This is a genomic window from Mycoplasma elephantis ATCC 51980 (assembly GCF_000687815.1).
Classification (GTDB): domain Bacteria; phylum Bacillota_I; class Bacilli_A; order Mycoplasmatales; family Metamycoplasmataceae; genus Mycoplasma_H; species Mycoplasma_H elephantis.
The window spans coordinates 1-23,555 of the sequence record NZ_JHXU01000006.1; the positions used below are offsets into that span (position 1 = coordinate 1).

Here is a 23,555-nt window from a genome sequence, read left to right on the forward strand (position 1 = left end):
TGTGTTACATCTGATTTTAATTCCGCAACATCAGATTTTAATTGTGTTACATCTGATTTTAATTCCGCAACATCAGATTTTAATTGTGTTACATCAGATTTTAATTCCGCAACATCAGATTTTAAGATTTTTATATCATTTTCTATTGCATCAAATCTGGGATTAATTTCATCAAATATCTCGGTTTTTAGTTTTTTATTTGATTCATCTAACATTATTCTAAATTTATCTTCTTGTTTTTTTAACATTAATTCAAATTTAATTTCTTGAATTTTATTCGATTCATCAATCATATTTTTAAAAACAGGTATTATTGCTTGTATCAAACCATCAAAATTAGTTATTTCAGGTGTTTTTGTATTTTTTTTCATATTACTTCCACTCCATTTGATTACAATATATGAATAATCATCACTATTTTCATTAATCATTTTATCACATTCAACATTTTCATATTTATTAAAAACGTGATTAATCTCTTTTTTAGTAACCCTTCTTTCTTTTCTAAGGATTAGTTGTTTTTCTTTTTTATCCATTATGTTTTCTTTCCTCCACTATAATATGTCGAAAAAATCGGGATTTTTATTAAAAAAATAAAAAAATATGAAATAATGAAAAAAAATAATACTTTCAAAGTAAAAAAAGTAATTATGTATTTAGTTATAATTCTAAAAATAGAACAATAATAAAGAATTAAAAAAATTTATAGATATGGAAAAATAATTTATTAATAAATGATAAAACAATATATGAGAAATTAAAAAATATATGAAAGAATCATGGCATATTTATTTTTAAAATAAAAACATTTTAATCAATAAAATAATTTTTATTTATTTTTTATAAAATTAATATATTGCATTTATAAAAGAGGCAAAATGATCAAATTATTTAAAGAAGTTTTTAAATCTCTTTCAAAAAATAAAGTAATAATAATTGGTTTAACTTTTTTAGTTTTTTTAACATCTGGTATCTTTACATTACTTTTTAATCTTAGAAGTTCATTTAATAATCAATTTGATGATTACAAAAAAGTTTCTAAGTTGCACAATATAACTGCGGACTTAAATTTACCTAGTAGCGGTAGCTCCTATGCGGGGGGGTACTTTGTAAATGATTTTCTTAAAGATAATCAATATAAAAAAGATAAAAATGGTGAATTTAAAACATCAAAAGAATGAAAAAATAAGTATGGAGAAAGAAATTGGGATGACCCAATAACATATGTTTCAAAGAATGATTGAGAAAAAAAACCTTCTTATAAAGTTGATTTATTTTCATTAGAAGAAGAAAAAAATAAAGATTATATTTCTTTAAAGTCATTTAATGCTAATTGAGATGATAATTTATATTTAAAAAAGAGTGATTTTAATGCTATATATTCTCATTATTTGGTTAATAAAAACTCACCCGATAAAAATTTATATAATTTTATATTAAAAAATAAAGACTCTTATTTTGAAGTAAATGAAAAAGTTTTTAAAGATTTAAATAAAAAACCTACTTTTGTTATATATAAAAAAAATAATAATAATTATGATTCAAATTTAGTAAATAAAAATTTATTTTTAGATGATAAATTTATTTTAGAGGACTATTATACTAATTCTAATGAGTTTTCAAAATTAGTAAATTTTCAAAACTCAGAAGATAATACAAAAATTTACTTTAAAAATATTACACCAGCTTTTTTTAATATAGATACTAAAAAAATAACTTTTGATTTTTCCGAAGCAAAAGAATGAATAAATTTAGGTGTTGGAATTAAATTATCTAGCGAAAATACCGCAAAATTGTTTAAGTTAAAACGTCATGAAACATATCAAAATTTATTTGTTGAGGATAATGATAGTAATGTTTTTTTATTTGAACCAATTATAGAAAATAATCATAGTAAAAAAATATTCAAAAATTGAAAGTTAAATACAAAAGAATGTTCTTTCGAAAACTTAAAACCAATTATTTTTGAAGAGTTAAAAAAGCAATTTTTAGATCGAATAGATTTGTCAACACCAAATAAAATTGTATTAAAAGTATTCGATATTCGGAATGATTTATTTTTGCCAAATGAAAAATATGCTATAGATTCTAATTTTGTTTTTAAAGAGATTCAAATTACTAAATATTTTAAAAAACATTTTACCTCAACTTATTCAGAAAAATATATAAAGCCAGATATTAAATATAAAGATTTATGAACCGGTTCATTTAAAAGTTTTATGGAAAAAATATCTGATTTTAATACACCAGAAAACTCTGAATATATAAATAAATATGGAAATATTGACGAATATGAAAAATTAAGTTATTGATCTAAGCAATTGTTAGTTTTTTCATGAAAAGCAGATACTAATTCGTTCGACTTAAAACAAAACCTATTTAATTTTAGTAATATATCTGAGCCTAGTTTTATTGCTAAGGGTTATGAAAAGGATAATGTTAATGTTGTAGGAATCGAGGATATTGAAAAAATACTATATTGTTTTAACGAAAATGAAACAAACTTGAAAAAAGATAATAATAATGAACTTGAGGAATATACAATTCGCAATATTGAAAAAGAATATCATTCAAATTGAGATAAAAACATAAAAAATGATCAAATCTTAAAAAAGATTTTTAATCCAAATATTAAAAATAATCAGTTTGAAAAAATATCAAAAGGTGCTGAATTTTTCAATATTCAAGAATCTATTAGACAAATAACAAATCTTATTGGTAAGGAAAATATTGGGTATAGAGAAACACTAACAATAGACGGGTTTAATGAAGAAACAAATAAAAAAAATGTGTTTCATTTTGTAAACACAGGGGATGAAAATAATGAAATAAACAATGTGAAATTAAAAATAGGTAAACTTTATAACGAGTTTTATGAACCTACTATGTTAAATAGCATAAGTTCATCAAAAAGTTTATTTTATAAAACAAAACAACTCCCAACATACGTGGCTGCTCAAGTAGTTGCTCAAATCTTCAAAAATGTTAATCCTGATCCTGAATATTTTGATACTGATATAAGGTTTGAACAAGTTGGCGTTGTCAATAAAATTACAAATGAAATAAAAACATACAATTCACAAAAAGTTGTAGTTTTATCTCCATACTTATTGGATGAAAATAGTAAAGATATAAATAGTGATGTATTTATTGAAGGAGAAAACAAATACCAATATGCTATTACAAAAATTGTAAACAAATTTATTTTATTAAGAAGAAATAAAGACGAAACATTATGAAAAAGTGTTGATCCCAATTTATTTAAAGACCAAGAAATAAAAAAATCTGATAATAGAATGAATGAATTTGAAATGAAAAACTTTTTTATAAAAAATAATTGATTCACTATTCATTATAATTCACCAATTAAAGAACATGGCTGAGCTAAACAAGATCCACAATTTAAAAATTTTGTTTATCTTCCAATGATTTATTTGGCTGCTCACAATGAATTAATTTCAGAAGCATATAAAACCGGAACAGTTAATTTTATGGTTTCAAATGTTGAACGTGTTCTTTTAAATTTAGATTTAGTAAAAAACAATTTTATTGATGTTGAATTCATATCAAAATTTGTTTCTGTCGGAAAGAAAATTCTTGAAGAGAGTAATTTCGGGAAAGTTTTTGCCACTGGCAAAATAAACTTAAAAATTATTCCTATTTTGATGATTGATATTTTTTATGAGTTATCAAATGAGAATCCCGGAATAATAAATAAACTTTTTAGTAATTTTTTTCAACAAGTAAATTTACAAATTTTAAATCAGCCAAATTTTGAAAAATATTTTGAAAAAGAATTTAATAAGATGAATTATCTTTTTGATAAAGTTTTCGGGTTTAGTATTTTAAAAAAAATACCAGCAGAAACTTTATTAAACATTTCTAAAGATCCTCGTGAAATGATTCAAGCATTTTCAGATTTGATAAATTCGATTGATTTCAAAAAATGATTATCAATAATGCATGATTTTTTTCATTTAAAAGATTCACATGGGAATAATTTATATTATGGATCTTTTGATAATGAAAATTATGAGAGAGTTTTATCATCAATTGACATAATAAAACCATTATTGGCTTCTATAGATACTCACCAATTTACAAAATCTTTAGTGAAATTAATTGAAAGTATTGACTTTAATTCATTGCTTGGTCATGAGAACAGTATTTTAAGTTCATTACTTCCATCTGATAGCCCATTATGAAAAATTATTGATAAATTAAATCAGAATAATGACTCAAAAAATCATCCAGAAAATAATTTTAAAGAACTAAAAATGGGATTAATAAAATTAATTAATATCTTAGATCTAGATTTATTCTTTAAAAAATTAGGATTAAATAATTTTGAAGGTGATCGTGTTGATGTTTATTATTCCCCTAATATAGTTGATGGTGTTGAAGATCCATCAATTATTCATAAATTGCGTCTAGGAATGTTTAAATTATCAAATATTATAAAAGCATTTTTTGAATCAATTTTTGAAGGAAAACAAAATAATGTAATTCTTAAAAATATATTAATAGATATGTTTAATTTATCAAATAAAACCGAACCATTAATGGGAATTAACATACCTGCACCAGATGATAAAAAAATAAGCATTTTTGATTTAATATCATTAACAAATGTTAAAAAAGATTCAAATAAATTAAATGAATTTCAAATATTTGACTTGTTAAGCAAAACAGTAAATGATATAAATGAAAAAGTGATTAATAAAAACTATTTAAATAGACAAGAAATTGAGTTTATTAATTATTACTTAGATATAGATACTGATTTAATAGATTCTATTTATATAGAGAAATTAAAAGAAAAACTAAAAAATTTTTCTGTTCTAAAAGATATTTTAATAGGCAATAACTCAATATTAAATATAAGTAATAATTTCTTAAATATTTCGCAAACTAATGGGTCGATAGGAATAATTACTGACAAATTTAATGAACTTCTTAATAAACCAGAAGATATATACGGTCAATCAAGTCTTATGTCTCCGTTATATTTCTATCTAACAAAATTATTTACTAATATAGATAATTCAGAAGATGCTAAATATGTAGCTGAAAAAATACTTAATTTTATTTTCTTGCCTTCGTCAAAAGAAATTTTGGATGAATTAATAAGTGAAAAATTAGAACCAAATGAACCTAATATTAGGAACATAAATATATTAAAAACTGTGAACGGACTTGTTAACTATAGAAATATAGCTGATAAATGATGTGATTTTAAAAATAATAGTTATTTAAAAAAATATATTGAACAAGATCCAATTCTTGCAAAATATCTTTTTAAAAAAACTTCTTCAAATAATGTGTTGTTTGAAGAAATTAAATACGATACCTTTTATTATTTTGCAATGCTTGCCTCTAGCAAAAAGTTCACAAAAGACGATGGTTTTGAATCGTTAAAAAACGGTTCATATTATTTAACACAAAAACAATTTATTGATTTAGTTACAAAAAAAGATAATTTTGAAAATATAGATTTATTAAGCAAATTTATTTATAAATATTCAAAAACTTCGCAAATTCTTTTAAATCTTAATATTCCACCATTAATTATTAATCCATATTTAACACCAATAAATACTGGAATCCTTTTATCGTTTATTTCAAACACTAATAAAGATGGTCAATCGTTAGAATCGGGGAATTTGGCGCACATTTTGCTTAATAAAATAGCTGATTTTGATCAACTTACAAACAACAAAATATGATTAAAAAGTTTTATAGATTCTATATTGCTTGATGTCTTACCAGAAAAAAACAATATTTATTCTTTAATTAGTAAAGATCAATTAAATAATCTTGTTATTGATAATGCTTATTTTGATTACTTGAAAAAATTAGATGAAAAACAAGACTTATCAGTTTTCGGTATTAATCTAGTTGATTTAATATATGAATCAATTCATTCTATAACTTATAAAAGTGCAGTAGATGATTTAATTAATTTTAGTGATGTTGGTAGTTATGTTGCTAAAGCAAATTACTTATATTTATCACTAAATAATAAAGAAATTTACAAACCGAAAGAAAATTTTAAAATACCAACAGACCCTGTTGAAATTGAAAAACTTATTGCTCAATTAGATGATAAATATATATTAAATGTTAATGGAAGTAAATTTATAATTTTGGGGGAAGAAACAACTGTTGATTATTTGTATCCTGTTATTGATGAAAATAATTTACAAGTTAATTCAAAAAACCAAGCTATTGTATATGTAAATAATAAAGGATTCGATCGTATTAGAAACGCATACCAAGGTAATGTTGTTAAAAAATATTTATTAATAAAAAATAATAAAGATATACCAAATGAACAACTTAAACAAGACGTTGAAAAAGTTATAAGTGACATAACTGGTCCTGGTGATCTTATAAAAAGGGTTTATTTATATGATGAAATAGATCCTATTAACCCCGAAAGATCAATGAGGGTAATGATGCCTTCATCAATAATTAATATGATTGATAAAACGAGTGTTTTAATTATTTCTGCTCTTATAACACTTGTAGCTTTATCAATAATATTTATAATTAGACGTTATATTACATCTAAATCGAAGGTACTAGGTATTTTGATGTCTCAAGGTTATAGTAGAAAAGAAATTGCAACATCATTGTTAGTTTTTTCCGCCTTCACATCAATAATAGGGGGGGTTCTTGGTTACGTTATTGGGTCTCAAATGCAATTATACTTAATGGACATTTTTGGAAATTATTGAACATTACCAAAAGAAAAAATACCATTTAATTGATTCTCAATGATATTTACAATATTTATCCCATTCATAGGTTCTTCTTTACTAATTTTCGTTATAACATATTTAATGTTATGTATTAAACCTATAGATTTAATGAGGGGTTCAAATGAAATATCTTTCAAAAAAACTCAAACATTAATTTCGAAATCAAATAAATTAAATATAAAAAACAAGTTTTCTTTAAGTTTAATCTTAAATTCAATTGGTAAATTAATTTCTTTCATGTTTTCAATTTTACTAACTACAATTGTTTGTGCATTTAGTATAGTTTCTATAGGGAAGTTTGAATCAATAACAAAAGATACATATAGTAATAGATATTATAATTACAAGATTGATTTAGGAACACCAACATTAGAAGGTGGTGTATATAGGACTTATGGGTCTCAAGACTTAGGAAATTCCATTTATGTTCCTAGCGGAACATCGAATGAAATAGAAACTCCGCTTTATAATTATTTCCGTCCAGGATATTCAAAAGCAATTAATTATAATAACAATAATGGTAATGTTGCAATTAATTCAAAAAATTATGAACCTCATATTATTACTCAATTTAGTGTAAATATTGGTATAGATGCAGGGGTTAGTGTTGATCCATGGCAAATAACTTATAATTCAATGCCCGATACACAAAAATCAAAAGTTAATGCTGTTCGTGATTCTGTAGGTTTTGCATTGCAAAATGCGAAAAATCCAAATTATGAATTGCATTATAAGTTACATGATATTGTCCTACAAAATATTTATGAAAAACTTAAAAAAACATACCCTGATAGAATTAAATTAATTACAGATATAGATATTATTAACAACATAGAACACAAAAAAGAATACGATTTAGAAATAAAAGATAAATTAATAAAAAAAATATTACAATATGAAGCTGAAGCTAATTCTTATAATGAGGATAAAATTGATAAATATTACAATTCATTAATTAATAACAATTTAATTTTTAAATATGTTAACTTATTTGGTGTTTATGCTCTAGATAAAAAAACTAACAAAAAAACTGATTTTTTCCTTTACACAAATACAAAAATAAATAATGAATTTAAATATTGTAAAAAAGTAAATTCAGAATCATATAATGAAGAAGACATTACTAGTACTTCACATAGAAGTGAATATAGAGATTTTTTAATAAACGGTTATAAAAGTATTTATTTAAATCAATTTAATAATTCTATTTTTAAAATTAATAATAATTATAAAGATTATTATATTTCATTTGGAGGAGTATTCTTAGATCCTAAACATGATGAAAAATACACTTATGTTGAATCAAAAATCAATGATTCAATTATTAAAATTTACGGATATAAAGAAAATTCTAAATTTATTAAACTAACAAACAATCTTTCAAATAATTTGCATAAATATCAAGGAAAATATATTCCTCTTATAGTAAATGAGGTTGCAAGTCATAAATTTAATTTGCATGTTGGAAGCGTTATTGAACTTTCTACCTTAAATAAAACAAATAGATATACAAATAAACTAAAAGAGATAATAAATAATAAAAAAAATGATGAATCAAAATGTAAGTTTGAGGTTGTCGGAATCAATAAGACATTTATTAATTATGAATTTATAACAACAAAACAAAAAGCCGATGAAATTCTTGGGCTAGATAAATTATTTAATAACTTAGAAGAACCATTTAATGGGATAATGACAGACGCAAAAATGCCGGAGCAAGTAACGGGTTCTTCAACCTTATATTCTCCTAGTGGTTATTGACCTGCATTAAATAATTTTGAAATTGAAACGCTTTCACAACAAGATAAAGAACAAATATTTGATAATTTATTTGGAACCAATGTTACATGAACATCAAATAATTCGCAAGATAGTTGTGTTTTTGAAGAATTAGGATTTACAAAAGAAGAAACAATGAAGTTTCTAGGATCTTTTGATAACCCTATTGAAATTAAGGATGCAAAAGCAAATCAATTAGAACAATCAATAAATAAATATTCTGGAATATTCGACAAACAATTATATGTAGCGCTAGCCACATCTATTGATTCAAAAGATATAGAGTCTGGTTTTGCATTAAATATTGCTGGTACAATTGAGAGTTTATTAATATCTATTATTGTTATTTCATTTACTATTTCTATTATTATTTTAGTTATCATTTCTACAATATTAATCAATGAAAATCAACGAAACATAGCGATTCTAAATGTTTTAGGTTATTCACAAAAAGAGCGGATATGACTAATATTTTCTGTATTTGTGCCATTCATTATTATTGCATTAATAATGAGTATTCCAATAACTATCTTCTTAATTAACTTATTTACAACATTAATTCTTAATTCAAGTTCTATATTTTTACCATTGACTTTAACAATTTGACCAGTTTTTGTCACAACTGTCATAATATTTACTGTTTTCTTAATAACAACATCATTGGCATGATACTCTATTAATAAAATGAAAGCAATTGATTTATTGAAAGGGAAATAATGAAAAAAAATGAAAAAAATTCAATATTTGATAAAAAAGTAAATCGTAAAAATATTTTTAATATAATAAACGAGCATAACGAAAACATTATTACAATACCATATAAAATAATAAGAATAATAAATAAAGCAAACAAAAAACCACGTCCAAAAGATGAAAATAAGAATTTAAAAAATGCTGAAGACAATATTTTTGATATTCAAAACGTTACCAAATATTATTTAAGCGGCAATACCTTGACCAATGTATTAAAAAATATTTCATTTACTATTAAAAGAGGCGAGTATGTTGCCATTTTAGGTAAGTCTGGGAGTGGTAAATCAACATTGCTGAATTTAATGTCGGGATTAGATAGGGCAAGTAATGGCAATGTTATTGCAAATAATGTTAATTTACCATATTTATCAGATGGTAATTTAACAAAATTTAGGCGAAACAATGTAAGCTTTATATTCCAATCTTATAATTTGCTTGAAAATTTAACTAGTTATGATAACGTAATGTCTGGAGCATACTTACAAAAAGATAAGAAAAAAATCTTAGATATAAATGAATTGTTCAAAGAATATGATGTTGAAGATGTTAAATTTAAGTTTCCGAGTATGATGTCAGGTGGTCAACAACAAAGAATATCAATCTTAAGAGCTTTAATAAAAAATGCACCTATTATTTTTGCTGATGAACCAACAGGAGCTTTAGATCCCAATACAGCAAAAATAGTTCTTGAGAGTTTAGATAAAATTAACAAAAAATACAATACAACAATTATTATGGTTTCACATGATAAAAAAGTTGAAAATTTAGTTGATAAGGTTATATATTTAAAAGATGGAAACATTGTTGACATTAAAATAAACAAAACAAGAGGCAAAATTTAATCTTAAATAAATTATTTATTAAAAATGTATAATTTTTTTAATGGTGTATATATAGTTTATAAAGGTAACTACGTTTCTACCACCTACCAAAAGGTGACTACACCACCCCCTTTTTTCTATTTCATATAAAAAAAGCACAGTTTGTGCTTTTTTAATTTTAAATAAATATATAATAATTTAATGTATAAAATTACTCAAGGACTTACAAATTATTCATATATAGAAGATAAATTTTTTGTTCAAGAAAAAAATAAAAATCCGTTTAATCATAATATTGATTATTCCATTTTAAAAATACTTAATTTTATTCCTAAACTAATATATCAAGACGACAAAAAATTAAAGTGAGAATTAATTGAGGGAGTAATCCCTAAATTGACAAATGAAAATATTTTGAAAATAGCCGATTGTTTAAAAGAACTTCATAATTCAAAATTATCTTTTCCAAAATTTAATTTAAAAAATAGAATAAATAAATATTTACAAATAATGAAAAACAAAAATATAAATATAGAAAAGGTAAATTCATATTATCATCGTATAAACAAGATATTATCAAATATGTCAAAAAATATTCCTTGTCATAATGATTTGTGACTACAGAATATGTTAATCAAAAACAACAAAATATATATTGTTGATTGAGAATATGCAACAATGGGGGATAAACATTTTGACCTAGCGTATTTTATTGAATCAAGTAATTTAACAGATGAACAAGAGACATTATTTTTAAATAGATACGATGATTATGTTTATGAATATGTTTTACAACAAAAAATTTTAGTTAATTATTTAATTATATTATGAGTCAATTCTCAAGATATAAAATATTTTGATGATAAACCTTATATTGAAAAACTGGATAAGTATCATAATGAAATATTAAATAGAAGAAAAAAAGAATCTTAGGATTCTTTTTTAATATTTTCGAGTATTTTATCTATTCGTAATGCATCGTCACTTAGTTTATCTTGAACAAATATAATGTTTGGGATTTTTCTTCATTCTAAATATTGTGCAAGTTGCTTTTTTATATAGTTCGTTGCTCTAATTAATTTTTCTAAACCTTTATTTTTATTTTTTAAAAAACTCATAAACACTTTTGCGTGTGATGAGTCATTTGATAAACGCAAATCAACAATAGTGGGAAGAATAATTTCTTTATCGTCTAAATCTTGTATTATTATGCTAAGAATGTTTTTTAATTGCTCTTCTTTTTTAGAAATTGTAATACTTTTCATGTTTATTCCTTATTAAGTTTTTCATTTATTTCGAGTAATTTTTGTTTTGCTTTTTTTATTGCGTCATAAGCATTTGCTCTAGTTGTACCAAGTTCTTTACCTATTTCACCATAAGTTAAATCATTTATTAAATATAACTCAAAAATTAATTGTTGTTTTTCTGTTAAAAAATTTTTATATTTATCCCAAAGTTCTAAAAGTTTTGTTCTTTCATTTAAATCCATTTTACTCCATTAAAGAATTAGTCATACCATAGATAAAGTTATCGAGATCAAATTCTTCAAGATCATCTAATCCCTCTCCTAACCCAATTAATTTTACATCTAAGTCAAATTCATCCTTAATAGAAATAATGATGCCCCCCTTACTTGTTCCATCCATTTTAGTGAGTATTAAACCTGTTAGTTTTGTAATACTATTAAATTCTCTAACTTGTGAAATAGCATTTTGTCCTGTTGTTGCATCTAAAACAAGAAGACATTCATGAGGCATTGAGGGATCAGTTCTTTTTAAAATTTTGTAAATTTTTTCAAGCTCGTTCATGAGATTTATTTTATTTTGTAATCTACCGGCTGTATCAATGATTAATAAATCAAAATTTTCATTTTTCGCCTTTTCAAGCCCTTTATAAACAACGCTTGCAGGATCGGCATTACTTTTTTCTGATTTAACTATTTCACATCCAATTTTAGTGGTTCATTTTTCAAGTTGATCAACTGCTCCCGCTCTAAAAGTATCTGCTGCAGCTACTAGAACCTTTTTACCTTGTTTTTTATAATTGTTTGCAAGCTTGGCGATGGATGTAGTTTTTCCGCTTCCATTAACACCAATAACAATAAATACATTTAAACAATTGTCATTAAAATTCAAAGTTGTATCAACTGTTGTTTTATTTGCGTAAACCATAAACATTTTATCAACAACAATTTCGTTAATTAATTTTATATCAGTAACATTATTAATTCTAACTTCTTTTTTTATCTCATTAATTATTATCATTACGAGTTTTGCCGAAATATCTGACATAATTAATATTTCTTCTAAATCTTCAAAATAATCTTCATCAATTTTATTATGACTTGTTTGTAGTTCTAGAAGTTTGCGAGAAAAAGAATTATTTATTTTTGATAAACCAGCAACATATTTATTAGAATTATGTTTTTTGTAATACTCATCTTCTAATTTTGCAATATTTTTAGCTTCAATGTCAATTTCTTTTTTTGATACAATATCTTCTTTTTTATCCGATACATTTAATTGAAAAATTTTATCTTTTAATTTTTTAAAAAAACCCATATATGTATTATATTAAATTAATATATTAATTTCTTTAATATTAGAATCAAATATTTAAACCATATTTTTTAAAATATCAGTAAAAAATAAAGAGAATTTACTTAAATTTGTATAAATATGTTTATGAAATAATTTAGGAATTAAATCTAAAAATAAAAATATATTTTATAATTTTAATATTGTTTAAGGAGAAAAAATGATAATAATAGGAAATTGAAAAATGAATAAAACATACGACGAAACAGTTAGTTTTATTAAAGAATTTGAAAAATTAGATAAGTTAGAAAAAAGTAAATATGCAAAAAACTTGAAATACGCAATTGCCGCACCATTTACAAACTTATATGCTTTTACTAAAACAAAAATTCCATTTTGCGCCCAAAATGTCTCTCAACATAATTCTGGAGCATATACTGGTGAAGTAAGTGCAAGCATGTTAAAAAGCATAGGTACAAAATATGCAATTATTGGTCACTCGGAAAGAAGACAATATTTTAATGAAACAGATGAAATAATTAATATAAAAGCAAAAAAACTTTTAGAGTCAGGTATTACTCCAGTTATTTGTGTAGGCGAAACTCTAGAAGAATATGAAGCAGGTAAAACAAAAGATGTTGTTTTACAACAATTACAAAAATCATTGGCTGACTTAGATTATTCAAAAATAATACTAGCATATGAACCAATTTGAGCAATTGGTACAGGTAAAGTTGCTACACCAGAAATAGCGGAAGAAGTATGTAAATTTATTCGCGAAAACACATCTGATAAATTAGTTATTCAATATGGTGGAAGTGTTAAGTCTGACAACATACAAGAATTAGCAAATCAAAAAAATATTGATGGTTTCTTAGTTGGTGGAGCAAGTTTAACACCTGAAGGATTTGTTAAATTATTAACTCTTAATAAATAAATAGTTATAAAAAACATATCAAACGATATGTTTTTTATTTTTCTTCTTCTTGCAACATTTTCTTCGCATCTTCAATACTTACAGTAAAGAAAGAAGTAATACCTCTTTTTTGCATAGAAGCACCAACTAAACGATCAACATTAGCCATTGTGCCATGACGGTGTGTAACTACGAGGAATTGGGTGGTATCTTTTAATTTTTGTAAGAATTCGGCATAACGAATAACATTAGATTCATCAAGGGCCGCTTCAACTTCATCCAAAATACAAAGAGGTAATGGTCTAGATTTTATAATGGCAAATAATAAAGAAATAGCAATTAATGATTTTTCTCCTCCTGAAAATAATTTAAGGTTTTTAATCATTTTTCCTGGAGGTTGAGCTTCAATATCTATTCCGGATTCTAAAACATTATTTGGTTCGGTAAATTTAACGGTAGCACTACCACCGCCAAACATTGCACTAAATACATTATTTATTTCTTTATTTACTGCATCTACAACATCAGTTAATCTTGAAATAATTATTTTATCAAGTTGTGATATAGCCTCATCTATTTTATTTTTTGCTTCTGAAATTTCATTATAACTTGAACTTAAGATATCATATTCCTTTTTAACTTCTTCATATTCATTTAAAGCGTCTAAGTTAACGGTTCCTAAGTCATCTATTTCTCTGCGAAGTGTTTTAACTATTTTTGTTGCTTCATCAATTTCAAGTTCTAAAACATATTCTTCTTTTGCGACATCATATGTCATTTTATAATGTTCACTTAATCTTTCTGAAGATTGTTTTAATAAAATTTGAGAACGATCCTTTTCTCTAATTTTTTCATTAAACTTAGCTTCGAAATCTCTTAATTGTTTTTCTAATTCCATTTTTTCAAGTGTTGATTTTGTAATTTCTTTAGAAAATTCAGAAATTTGTTCTTGTTTTGCATTAATATGCGCTGTGTTTTCAATTTGTTTTGTCTTAAGAACTTCAACGTTTGTTTCAATATTTATGGTATTAGAAAGTTTTAATTCTTCATTTGATAAATTCTTAAATTTAATATTCAATTCAGTAAGTTCGGCTTCAATTTTTTCAATGTTTTGTCTTATTTTAAAAACTTCTTCCGTGAAACCTGTAATGGTTTTCATTTTATTTTCATATTGAATTTGAATTTTATTTATTTCACTACGAAGACGTTTTTCAAATTCATCATGTTTAGGTAAGGCTTCTTCTAGTTGTTTAATTTTTTCTTCAAGTCCAAAAATATTATTTTTAACTTTTTCTCCACCTTGCATAACCCCGCCAGGTCTAACAATATCTCCATCAAGTGATACAACAGTATATCTTTTATCTAATAAATTAGCTATTTTGTTAGCATTTTCTATAGTATCTGAAACAAGAATGTTTCCTAAGAGGAATTTGACTAAAATACTAAATTTTGGTTCTGTTTTAGCAAGGTCGCTAGCTATACCTATAAACCCTTTCATTCCTTCTAATATATACAAATGTTCTTGTCTAACAAATTTTGGAGAAACAGATGACAAAGGGATGAAGGTTGCTCTACCATTTTTATTATTTTTTAAAAAATTAATTGCTTTTATAGCTGTATCGGGTGTATCGACTACAATATTTTGTGAACTTGAGCCTAAAATAATCGACATAGCATTATGATACTCTGTATCAAATTTTATTAAGTTTGAAACAGTTCCCTCTAAACCTTTAAAAAGAAATTTGTTATCTAAAATTGTTTTAGTTCCTTGAGATAAAAAGTTTTGAGATTTATGTTGTTCCTTAAGAGAAATTAATGTTGCGCTTATTACTTGGCGATTGCGTTCATTAGTAGCAAGCTTGGCATTTAATTCTTGCCTTGTCATTTCAAGTTGATTTGCTTCAACTTTATATCCTTCTGCCTTTTCTTTAATGTTATCTAACTGATTTGTAAGAGCTAAAAAGTCATCATTTTTATCTCTAATTTCATCTTTCAATGATTCAATAATTTGCTCAGGTGTTGCATCTGTTAATCCGCCATAAATAATTTTTCTTTGCTCAGATTGGCGAATTTTTGCTATTTCTATGTTTCTTAGTTTTAAGTTAATTGAATCATTTTCATTTTTTAGTTCTTGAAGTTCTTTTTCTAAGTCATATTTAAATGTTGATTTGTGTTTAATTATGTCAATCGTTTCATCTAAGCGTTTGTTAAGATTTATTTTTGTTTCATCAACCCCGTTAAGTTCTGTTTCTAGTTTTTCTAATAATTCAGTATGATGACCAATATTGTTTACAAGCAAACCTATTTCAACTTCCTTTAATTGTTTACTTTTTTCTACTCAAATTTTTGCTTTTTCTGCTTGTTTTTCTAATTTATTTAGTAATTTTTCTTGAGTTTTTACTCGATCATGAACTTTTTCAAGTTCTACCATGGTTCTTTCAAGTTTTCTAAGAGCTTCATCTTTCCTTGTCTTATAAATACTTACACCAGCAGCCTCCTCAAAAATTCCTCTTCTTTGAATAGGGCTCGCTTCAGCTATATCACTAACTGTACCTTGCGAAATAATTGCGAGAGAAGATTTTGATATACCTGTTTGCATTGCTATTTCTTTTATATCTCTTAGTCTAGCCTCTTCCCCATTAATAAAATATAAGTTTCCCGGCACATTTCTTTTAATAATTCTTGATATAGTAAATGTATCACCTTGGTTTTGAATAGTTCGATCTTTATTATCAAATGTAAGGGTTACTTCTGCACTATCCATTTCAGGAGCAGTTTTGCTTCCGGCAAAAATAACATCATTCATGTTATCTCCACGAAGTTGTTTTGAAGAAGATTCTCCTAAAACTCAACGAACAGCATCATTTATATTTGACTTTCCACTACCATTTGGCCCCACTATTCCTGTTACGCCCCCATCAAATGTTAGCGTAACTGGATCAGCAAATGATTTAAATCCGTGTGCAAAAATTTTAATTAGTTTCATTATGAACCTCCTGATATTTTTTTAAACCATTTTCTGCCGCAATGGTTTCTGCGTTTTGTTTGCTAGTACCAACCCCTTCACCAAAAATCATATCATTTACCATTAGTTTACAGTGAAACAAAATATGACCATTTTCAACAAATTCTCTTGTTTCATAAACAATTTCGCCTATTTTATGTTTTTGAATAACCTCTTGAAAAAGAGATTTTGGGTGTTCTTTTACTATATCAATTTTACTTAAATGTTTATCCAATTTTGGTTTTAATATTTTATTTAAAAAATTATTAAGATTTTGCAAATTTGAATCTATATATATACAACCACAAAGCGATTCAAATATATCGCCCTTAATCTTACTTTGTTCTTTATTGTCAAGATTTTTTAATGAGTGAAGAATTAAATCTGTTAATCCTATTTCATCAGTAATTTTACCTAAAGAAGAATTTTTTACAACTTCAGATTTTATTTTTGTTGCAACACCAGGATCATTTATTCTTTTTTTATCTAAAATTTTATAAATTTTTTCGGCAGCATAAGCACCTATTAATGAATCACCAAGAAATTCTAACAGTTCATAAGTTTGTAATTTATGTTTTTGGTTGTTATAAGAACCATGAGTAAAAGCAGTTATAAAAAAATTGATATCATTAAATGGTATCTGATATTTATTTAAAATGTCTTTAACTTTATTTAGATAAAAAGCTTTAGATTCCTTGTTTGATATATCCATTATAAAAACTCTTCTTTTATTTTATTAAAAATATTATTATCTAAACCAATTTTTATTTGATTTAAAGCTCCTAGAAATGCTTTTTTATCGCTTGAACCATGGGTTTTGATTGCCATTTTATTAACACCCATTACTCATGCGGCGCCTACATTTCTATAATCTAAATCTTCAGCAACTTCTTTAAAAGCGCTTTTGAGAGACAAAGCAGCTAACTTCCTAGTAAAGGTTTTGGTTAAAGACTCCTTTAGAATTTTAATAAAGTTAAGAACGGTTCCTTCCATTGATTTTAATACCAAATTACCTGAAAAACCATCACAAACAACAACATCACAATTACCTAATAATAAATCTCTCGGTTCAATAAAACCTTGATAATTAACATTTTCAGATTTAAGCATTTCATGAGCTTCTTTTTGTAAATTACCGCCTTTATATTCTTCTGTTCCGATATTTATTTGTTTTACTATAGGATTTTCTACATTAAACATGTATTTATAAAAAATTCTAGCTATTTTAGCTCATTCTACCAAATAATTAGGTTTTGTTTCAATGTTTGCTCCGGTATCAAGTAATAAAAATTTCTTATTTTTTATCATTGTGGGAATCATTGGCATAAAAGCTGCTCTAGAAATACCTTTTAATCTTTTTAAAATAAGTGTGCTTCCAACAAGAAACATTCCGCTATCACCACAAGACAATACTGCATCAACTTGATCGGATGCGAGTAATCTAATTGCATCTATCATAGAACTAGACTTTGATATTTCTTCGCGAATATTCTGTGAAAACTTAATAGTATTTTTTGAATCTATTATTTTTATGTTTTTTAAATTGCTTGAATAATATTTATTAATTTCTTCCAAATCACCAACTAATCAGATTGTGTAATTAGGGTTTTGTTTAGCAAAATCTAAACTTGCACTTATAGCCGGCTCAACCCCTTTATCATTACCCATAATATCAAATGCTATTTTATACATTATTCAACTCCTATAAGAAATTGGTAATTAGGTTGGTTACCATTAATTATTTCTACCTCAACATTATGTTTTAAAGAAATATAATCTGAAATTTTTTCTGCATCAATTTTGCTTGCTTCGTCCCCATAGTATATAGAAACAATCTCGCTTTTTTTATCTATCATATCATCTACAGCAATTTTTGCCGCATTAATATAAGTATCAGCAGTATTTATAATTTTATTATTTACTATAACAAGAAAATCATCTTTTTTAATTTTAATACCCTCAATTTTAGTGTCTCTCATTGCTTTGGTTATTTGGCAACTTTTTACAGACTTAATAGAGTCTAACATACATTCTTTATTTTCATCAGCTGTAGTATCTGAATTAAAATACATAAGAGCAGTTAAACCTTGTATCTGTGTCTTTGTTGGGATGATTATTACATTTTTATCTGTAATTGTTTGTGCGGCTTGTTGAGCAGTTAAAATAATATTTGAGTTATTAGGAAGTATGAAAATGGTTTTAGCATTTGTATTTTTTATAGCGCTGATAATTTGTGATGTAGAAGGATTTTGTGTTTGCCCAGATTCAATTACGTAATCACAATTTAATTCTTTAACTTTTTGAATTATTCCTTGTCCTAAGTTACATGAAATTATTCCGCATTCTTTTTTATTTAAATTAGGAGAGTTTTTAATACTTTTATTTTTTGATTCATTTGCCTGAATTGACATGTTATCAACTTTAATTTTAATAAACTCACCATACTTTTGACCATTATTCAATAATGCGCCAGGTTTTAAAGTGTGCCCATGAACTTTAAGGAGATTTTCATCATTAATAACAACTAGTGAATTAGTGTTTTTTTCAATAAGTTTAATAAACTCATCTTTATTAAAATTTTGAGGGTTTTTAAGATCGACTATAAATTCTGTACAATAACCAAATTCTTCATCATAAATTTCTGTTTCAAAAATAAAGGTATGTTTTTCCTCTTTATCATTAATTTCAACAGGGTTACCTTTTAGAGATAAATATATCCCCTCAATTATTAAAAGTAATCCCTCCCCTCCAGAATCATTTACTCCAACCTCTTTTAAAACTGGTAATTTGTTAGGTGTGTTTTCACAAGAAACTCTTGCATAATCGACCGCGTTTCTCATAAATTCAACTACAGATACATTTGACTTTTTAAATTTTTCTAAAATTTCAGTTGTTTCACGAATAACACTTAAAATTGTTCCTTCAACAGGCTTTAGAACAGAAGCATATGCTTTTTTAGTTGCTTCTCTAAAGCCAACAAGAAGCTCATATGTATCTATTTCTTTTTTTCCTTCAAAGGCAATAGAAAACCCCTTAAAGATTTGTGAAAGAATAACCCCAGAGTTACCTCTTGCTCCCATTAACATGCTTTTAGCAGCACAATTAGCCACTTCACTAATTTTATCGAATTCGCTTTTTTGTAAATCTATTTTTGCTTGATTTATTGTGCTTGACATATTTGTTCCAGTATCACCATCTGGTACAGGAAAAACATTTAAACTATCAATTCTTGATTTACTATTTGTAAGATGGTTCGCAGCAGATATTATTGCCTTTTTTCATTCATTTGCGCTTATTGTTGTGTATTTACTCATAAATAACCCCTCTAATAAATATTAAAATTTCTTTAATTTGAATATTTTGTTTATTAGCCAAAAATACAATAGTTTTAGTTAAAGATTGAGCTATATTTTTGGATGACACATTATCTTTTATGACTATTGAAATTTTTACAGCAAAAATATTATTATGTTCGGATAAATAAATATATTTGTGTCATGAATTACGATCAACAATTTCAAAAGCATTATTAGTGTAATCAAGTTTTGTTAAACCATAAACACCAGGAGTTGTTTCAAGAACTTTTTCAACTATTTCTTTTATTTTGTGATCCATATTTACCTCCTTTATACAAAATATTAAACAATTATATATTATATATGTTTGTTTTTTATAAACAATAATATTATAAATAACACAAATTAAACAACATAAAAAAATGAAACAAAAAATTATTGTTTTCAATATAAATTAAAGAGTTTTTATTGTATTTACAAAATAAAATGAATACAAAAAACAATAGTTTTTTTAAAAAATAATCGAAATTCAAGCAAATTCATTAAATATATTTAGTTTATTAAAAAAATGGTAAAATAATCTTATTAATAATAATTAAATTATAAAAAGGAATGTCTATGAGAAAAATAACAAAATTTTCCCTTAGTTTAGCTTGTTTAACCACAGTGACTGCGGGGGTAAGTGCGGCAGTTTTTGCGGCAAATAAATATAACTCTAGCGAAATCACAACCTCTAAAACATTGAGTTTTGCATATAAAAATCCTTCTAGATTTTATATGGTAACTGATAGTGAAGCAGTTGATAGAGCTATGAAAGGGTATGAAATCAAGGTGGGTATACCTACAGAATCTGGAAAATATAAAGATTTTCCAATAGGTTCTTCATCTCCTATTGATGTTTTTCCATCTAATATTTGGATAGAATTCAAAGGAACAAGAAAAGAAGATGTTAAAGACGTTTTATTCGTATTGCAAGGGCTTGAACCAGACCTTACTAATGGTAATCTAAAAGTTTTATATAGTTTTAAAAAAAATAATGAAGAATCTGATGTTAAGGAATACATTATAAAAGGTTTTAAGAAAACATCAACTAATGAACAACTTAAAGAAGATGACATTACACGTAAAATAGAACAATTAAGAGTTGAATTTAATAATTCTAGAACTAATTCTGAAGAAAGAAAAGAGAAATTCATTAGTATTCAAGCACTTAACAAAGTATTGGCTGATTCAAAAGGTTCAAATTGAAATTATAATGAAGTTTCTAAAGAAGATAATTTAGTAGCCACAGACGTAAATGGCAATAGCAATGATAACGCCGCATTTAAAGAAGTTAAAAAAATAGCTAGCGACTTAAATAAAGATATAAACAGCCATAAATCAAATGATGGATCAAGTTTAAGTAAACACGGATTTAATAAAACTATTTCTAAAATGAATGCTTTAAAATCAGGATTTTCTTCACCTGTAGCTAAAGTAGCTACTCAGCAAAAAATTAGCGCATTAATAAAAGAATTTAAATTAATTGAAGATACAGTACCAAATTATAATAATAATTCAATTTGAATTTGAGTTGTACTTGGAATAGGTGTTTTATTCACCGGAATATTTGTATGATTGTTAATTATGGCTATTTTAAGAAAGCATAGAGCTTAATTAAAATAAAAGCGATAGAAAGGAATATACATTGTCAGATAATCAAGAAAATAAAGTTACTCAAGAACAATTTCAAAAACCAGAAAGAGAATTTTGATATTGTTCTTGAACAAATAAAGGTGACAAAGAAGCTTGAAGGCTTAAAAAGAAAAAATCAAACGATGTTAAGTATTTTAAAGATCAAGAAGAAGCAATTGCTTATTATATGTCTTTAGAAATAGATGGTTATTTATGATTCCATGCAAATGGTAAATATGTAAGAAACATTAAAACCATACGTTCTTTAGAATCAAAAGAAACAATTGTATTTGACTCATTTGATTCTGAGGAAAAACAAAAAGAACAAGAAAGAAAACTTGAGGAAGCTATTAAAAGAAATCAAGAAATCTTACAAAAACAATGAGAGGAAAAACAAAAAGAATTAGATCAAAAAATTTCTCAAGTAGAAGAAGCTAAAAAAGATCTAGAACTTAAGTCTGAAGCTATGCAATGAAAATTACAAGAAATGAATGATAATGTGAATGAATTAAATGAATCATTTGCAAGTACACAAGTTGAAGAAAATTATAATGAAGTTCAAAATAATGCCAACAATCCACAACCAGAAAATCAATTTGTTCAACAACCAAGTTCAAATGAAACACAATTAGCATTATATAATCCTAATGCTCAAACACAAGCTCAACAACCTAATCCACAATTTCAACAACAAATGCTGCCAGCATTTCAATATCCTAATACAATGATGATGCCAGCTATATACCCAACTAATCAAACCCAATATTTTTACAATAATCAACCAAAAATACACTGATTAGAACGTATCACCCCAAAAGTTATAGTATTAACATTCTTCTTATCATTATTTATTTGTTTAATAATTATTGCTTTATGTGCTCGTTCTGGTTTGATACCTTGATTTTAAGAAAAGGCTATGGCCTTTTTTTATATCCTTTAATTTAAAAGGAATATTATATATAATATAATATTAATATATTAGTATAGTTATAATCTTATAACAAAAACAAGGGAATGTGCACCATGAAAAAAATAAAAAGGATAATTTTAATACTATTATTTCCATTAATATTAATGGCTTTTTTTGTTTACCATTTAACAACAACAAACTTTGATAATAATATAAAAACTGTTAAAGTAGAAAAGAAAAGATCTAATGGGCTAGAATTTGCATCAAGTGTTACCGATCAAGAAAAAGATGATATTAAAAAAATAAATGATGTCTGAATTAATAATTTAGGACTTTTTTTAATTGAAGTAAATGTTTTAAAAAAAGATAAATATAAGGGTTGAGTAGATAATACAAAAAAATATTTTATATGTGATGGCCTGAATGCGACTAAAAAAATTGGTAAACAATTATTAGATGGAGATTGTTTGGAAATAAATCCCGATAATGTTGTTTCTCAAGATTTTAAGTCATTGAGAGATAATATTTTTCCTAATTATAAATACTCAATTGATTTTGTTAAAAAAACTGATTTTCAATTTCTGACAATAGATACTAAAGAAGAAAAATATGATAATGTAATATCATTTTATGATGTAAATATAAATATAAATAGAAAAGATGCAAATAAAACAAAAATCAGTTCTATTAAAAATATGATTCCATGTTTGCGTGTTAGCCAATATGGTAGAACGATTTGTTATGAATATTATAAAAATTTAAACTATTTCGGTCCAAAAAAACCAAGAATAGATATTTATTGAGAGAATGCAGGGTTTGAAAACCAATTAAAAGAAATTAAAAATATTAAAAATTTTATAACCAACAAGTTAAAAAACATGGTTGAATCTTATTTTAAGGCTAATTTAGATGTTGATTCAAATTATGATTTTAGTGGGGGGGAATGATTTATAGATCATTCAAGCGAATTAATTTCTAAAAAATCCGAAAATAAAAAAACAGCATTTATTTGAGAAGGTGGAGAATATCCAAATTATCCATCAAATAGATATTTTGAATTAGATACACATTTTTTATATGATGTTAGAAATTTTTAGGTAG

General features: G+C 25.0%; 16 protein-coding genes. 7 read left to right on the forward strand and 9 right to left on the reverse strand.

Annotated features, from left to right (window positions below; all coding sequences use genetic code 4):
* The coding region (locus tag T380_RS04240; RefSeq protein WP_084259826.1) for a hypothetical protein at window positions 1-536 on the reverse strand (536 nt) is incomplete at its 3' end.
* Between the two features lie 342 nt (window positions 537-878).
* Between T380_RS04240 and T380_RS0101840 the strand changes: the two genes are divergently transcribed.
* The 3 genes from T380_RS0101840 (at window position 879) to T380_RS0101850 (ending at window position 11,050) form a co-directional block, all read left to right on the forward strand.
* Window positions 879-9,260 carry an ABC transporter permease gene (locus T380_RS0101840; protein WP_027334230.1) on the forward strand — a complete coding sequence of 2,794 codons (8,382 nt, stop codon included), beginning with the start codon at window positions 879-881 and terminating at the stop codon, window positions 9,258-9,260.
* Complete coding sequence (locus T380_RS03895) at window positions 9,260-10,138, forward strand: ABC transporter ATP-binding protein (protein WP_051599959.1); 879 nt, start codon at window positions 9,260-9,262, stop codon at window positions 10,136-10,138. The genes T380_RS0101840 and T380_RS03895 overlap by 1 nt, the downstream gene beginning before the upstream one ends.
* 180 nt (window positions 10,139-10,318) lie before the next feature.
* A complete protein-coding gene (locus tag T380_RS0101850) occupies window positions 10,319-11,050 on the forward strand; it encodes a phosphotransferase (RefSeq protein ID WP_027334231.1) in 732 nt (243 codons plus the stop codon).
* Here the strand turns inward: T380_RS0101850 and rbfA are convergent.
* The 3 genes from rbfA to ftsY are packed head-to-tail and all read right to left on the reverse strand — an operon-like array spanning window position 11,047 to window position 12,678.
* Window positions 11,047-11,382 carry a 30S ribosome-binding factor RbfA gene (gene rbfA, locus T380_RS0101855; RefSeq protein WP_027334232.1) on the reverse strand — a complete coding sequence of 112 codons (336 nt, stop codon included), beginning with the start codon at window positions 11,380-11,382 and terminating at the stop codon, window positions 11,047-11,049. The two genes, T380_RS0101850 and rbfA, sit on opposite strands and share 4 nt — an antisense overlap.
* Before the next feature lie 2 nt (window positions 11,383-11,384).
* Complete coding sequence (locus T380_RS0101860; protein ID WP_027334233.1) at window positions 11,385-11,606, reverse strand: sigma factor-like helix-turn-helix DNA-binding protein; 222 nt, start codon at window positions 11,604-11,606, stop codon at window positions 11,385-11,387.
* A gap of 1 nt (window position 11,607) precedes the next feature.
* Complete coding sequence (ftsY, locus tag T380_RS0101865) at window positions 11,608-12,678, reverse strand: signal recognition particle-docking protein FtsY (RefSeq protein ID WP_027334234.1); 1,071 nt, start codon at window positions 12,676-12,678, stop codon at window positions 11,608-11,610.
* Window positions 12,679-12,874: 196 nt separating this feature from the next.
* Between ftsY and tpiA the strand changes: the two genes are divergently transcribed.
* A complete protein-coding gene (gene tpiA, locus T380_RS0101870) occupies window positions 12,875-13,591 on the forward strand; it encodes a triose-phosphate isomerase (protein WP_036436855.1) in 717 nt (238 codons plus the stop codon).
* Window positions 13,592-13,625: 34 nt separating this feature from the next.
* On the opposite strand, the gene T380_RS0101875 is transcribed toward tpiA, so the two are convergent.
* From T380_RS0101875 to T380_RS0101895, 5 genes are read right to left on the reverse strand one after another with little or no spacing between them, the layout of a single operon-like run.
* Window positions 13,626-16,556, reverse strand: a complete 2,931-nt coding sequence (locus tag T380_RS0101875; RefSeq protein ID WP_027334236.1) for an AAA family ATPase — start codon at window positions 16,554-16,556, stop codon at window positions 13,626-13,628.
* Entirely contained in the window at window positions 16,543-17,286 is a 744-nt protein-coding gene (locus T380_RS0101880) for a ribonuclease III family protein (protein WP_027334237.1), read from the reverse strand. Before T380_RS0101880 ends, T380_RS0101875 begins: the two co-directional genes overlap by 14 nt.
* A complete protein-coding gene (plsX, locus tag T380_RS0101885) occupies window positions 17,286-18,266 on the reverse strand; it encodes a phosphate acyltransferase PlsX (protein ID WP_027334238.1) in 981 nt (326 codons plus the stop codon). The genes T380_RS0101880 and plsX overlap by 1 nt, the downstream gene beginning before the upstream one ends.
* The gene (locus T380_RS0101890; protein ID WP_027334239.1) at window positions 18,266-19,888 is read right to left on the reverse strand and encodes a DAK2 domain-containing protein; all 1,623 of its coding nucleotides are present in this window, start codon (window positions 19,886-19,888) and stop codon (window positions 18,266-18,268) included. Before T380_RS0101890 ends, plsX begins: the two co-directional genes overlap by 1 nt.
* Complete coding sequence (locus tag T380_RS0101895) at window positions 19,881-20,189, reverse strand: hypothetical protein (RefSeq protein WP_027334240.1); 309 nt, start codon at window positions 20,187-20,189, stop codon at window positions 19,881-19,883. Before T380_RS0101895 ends, T380_RS0101890 begins: the two co-directional genes overlap by 8 nt.
* Before the next feature lie 299 nt (window positions 20,190-20,488).
* On the opposite strand from T380_RS0101895, the gene T380_RS0101900 reads away from it, so the two are divergent.
* From T380_RS0101900 to T380_RS0101910, 3 genes are all read left to right on the forward strand, one after another.
* Window positions 20,489-21,526, forward strand: a complete 1,038-nt coding sequence (locus T380_RS0101900; protein WP_027334241.1) for a hypothetical protein — start codon at window positions 20,489-20,491, stop codon at window positions 21,524-21,526.
* Between the two features lie 31 nt (window positions 21,527-21,557).
* On the forward strand, window positions 21,558-22,451 hold the full coding sequence (locus T380_RS0101905) for a hypothetical protein (RefSeq protein ID WP_027334242.1): 894 nt from the start codon (window positions 21,558-21,560) through the stop codon (window positions 22,449-22,451).
* A gap of 167 nt (window positions 22,452-22,618) precedes the next feature.
* A complete protein-coding gene (locus T380_RS0101910) occupies window positions 22,619-23,551 on the forward strand; it encodes a hypothetical protein (RefSeq protein ID WP_169734559.1) in 933 nt (310 codons plus the stop codon).
* Window positions 23,552-23,555 lie beyond the last annotated feature (4 nt).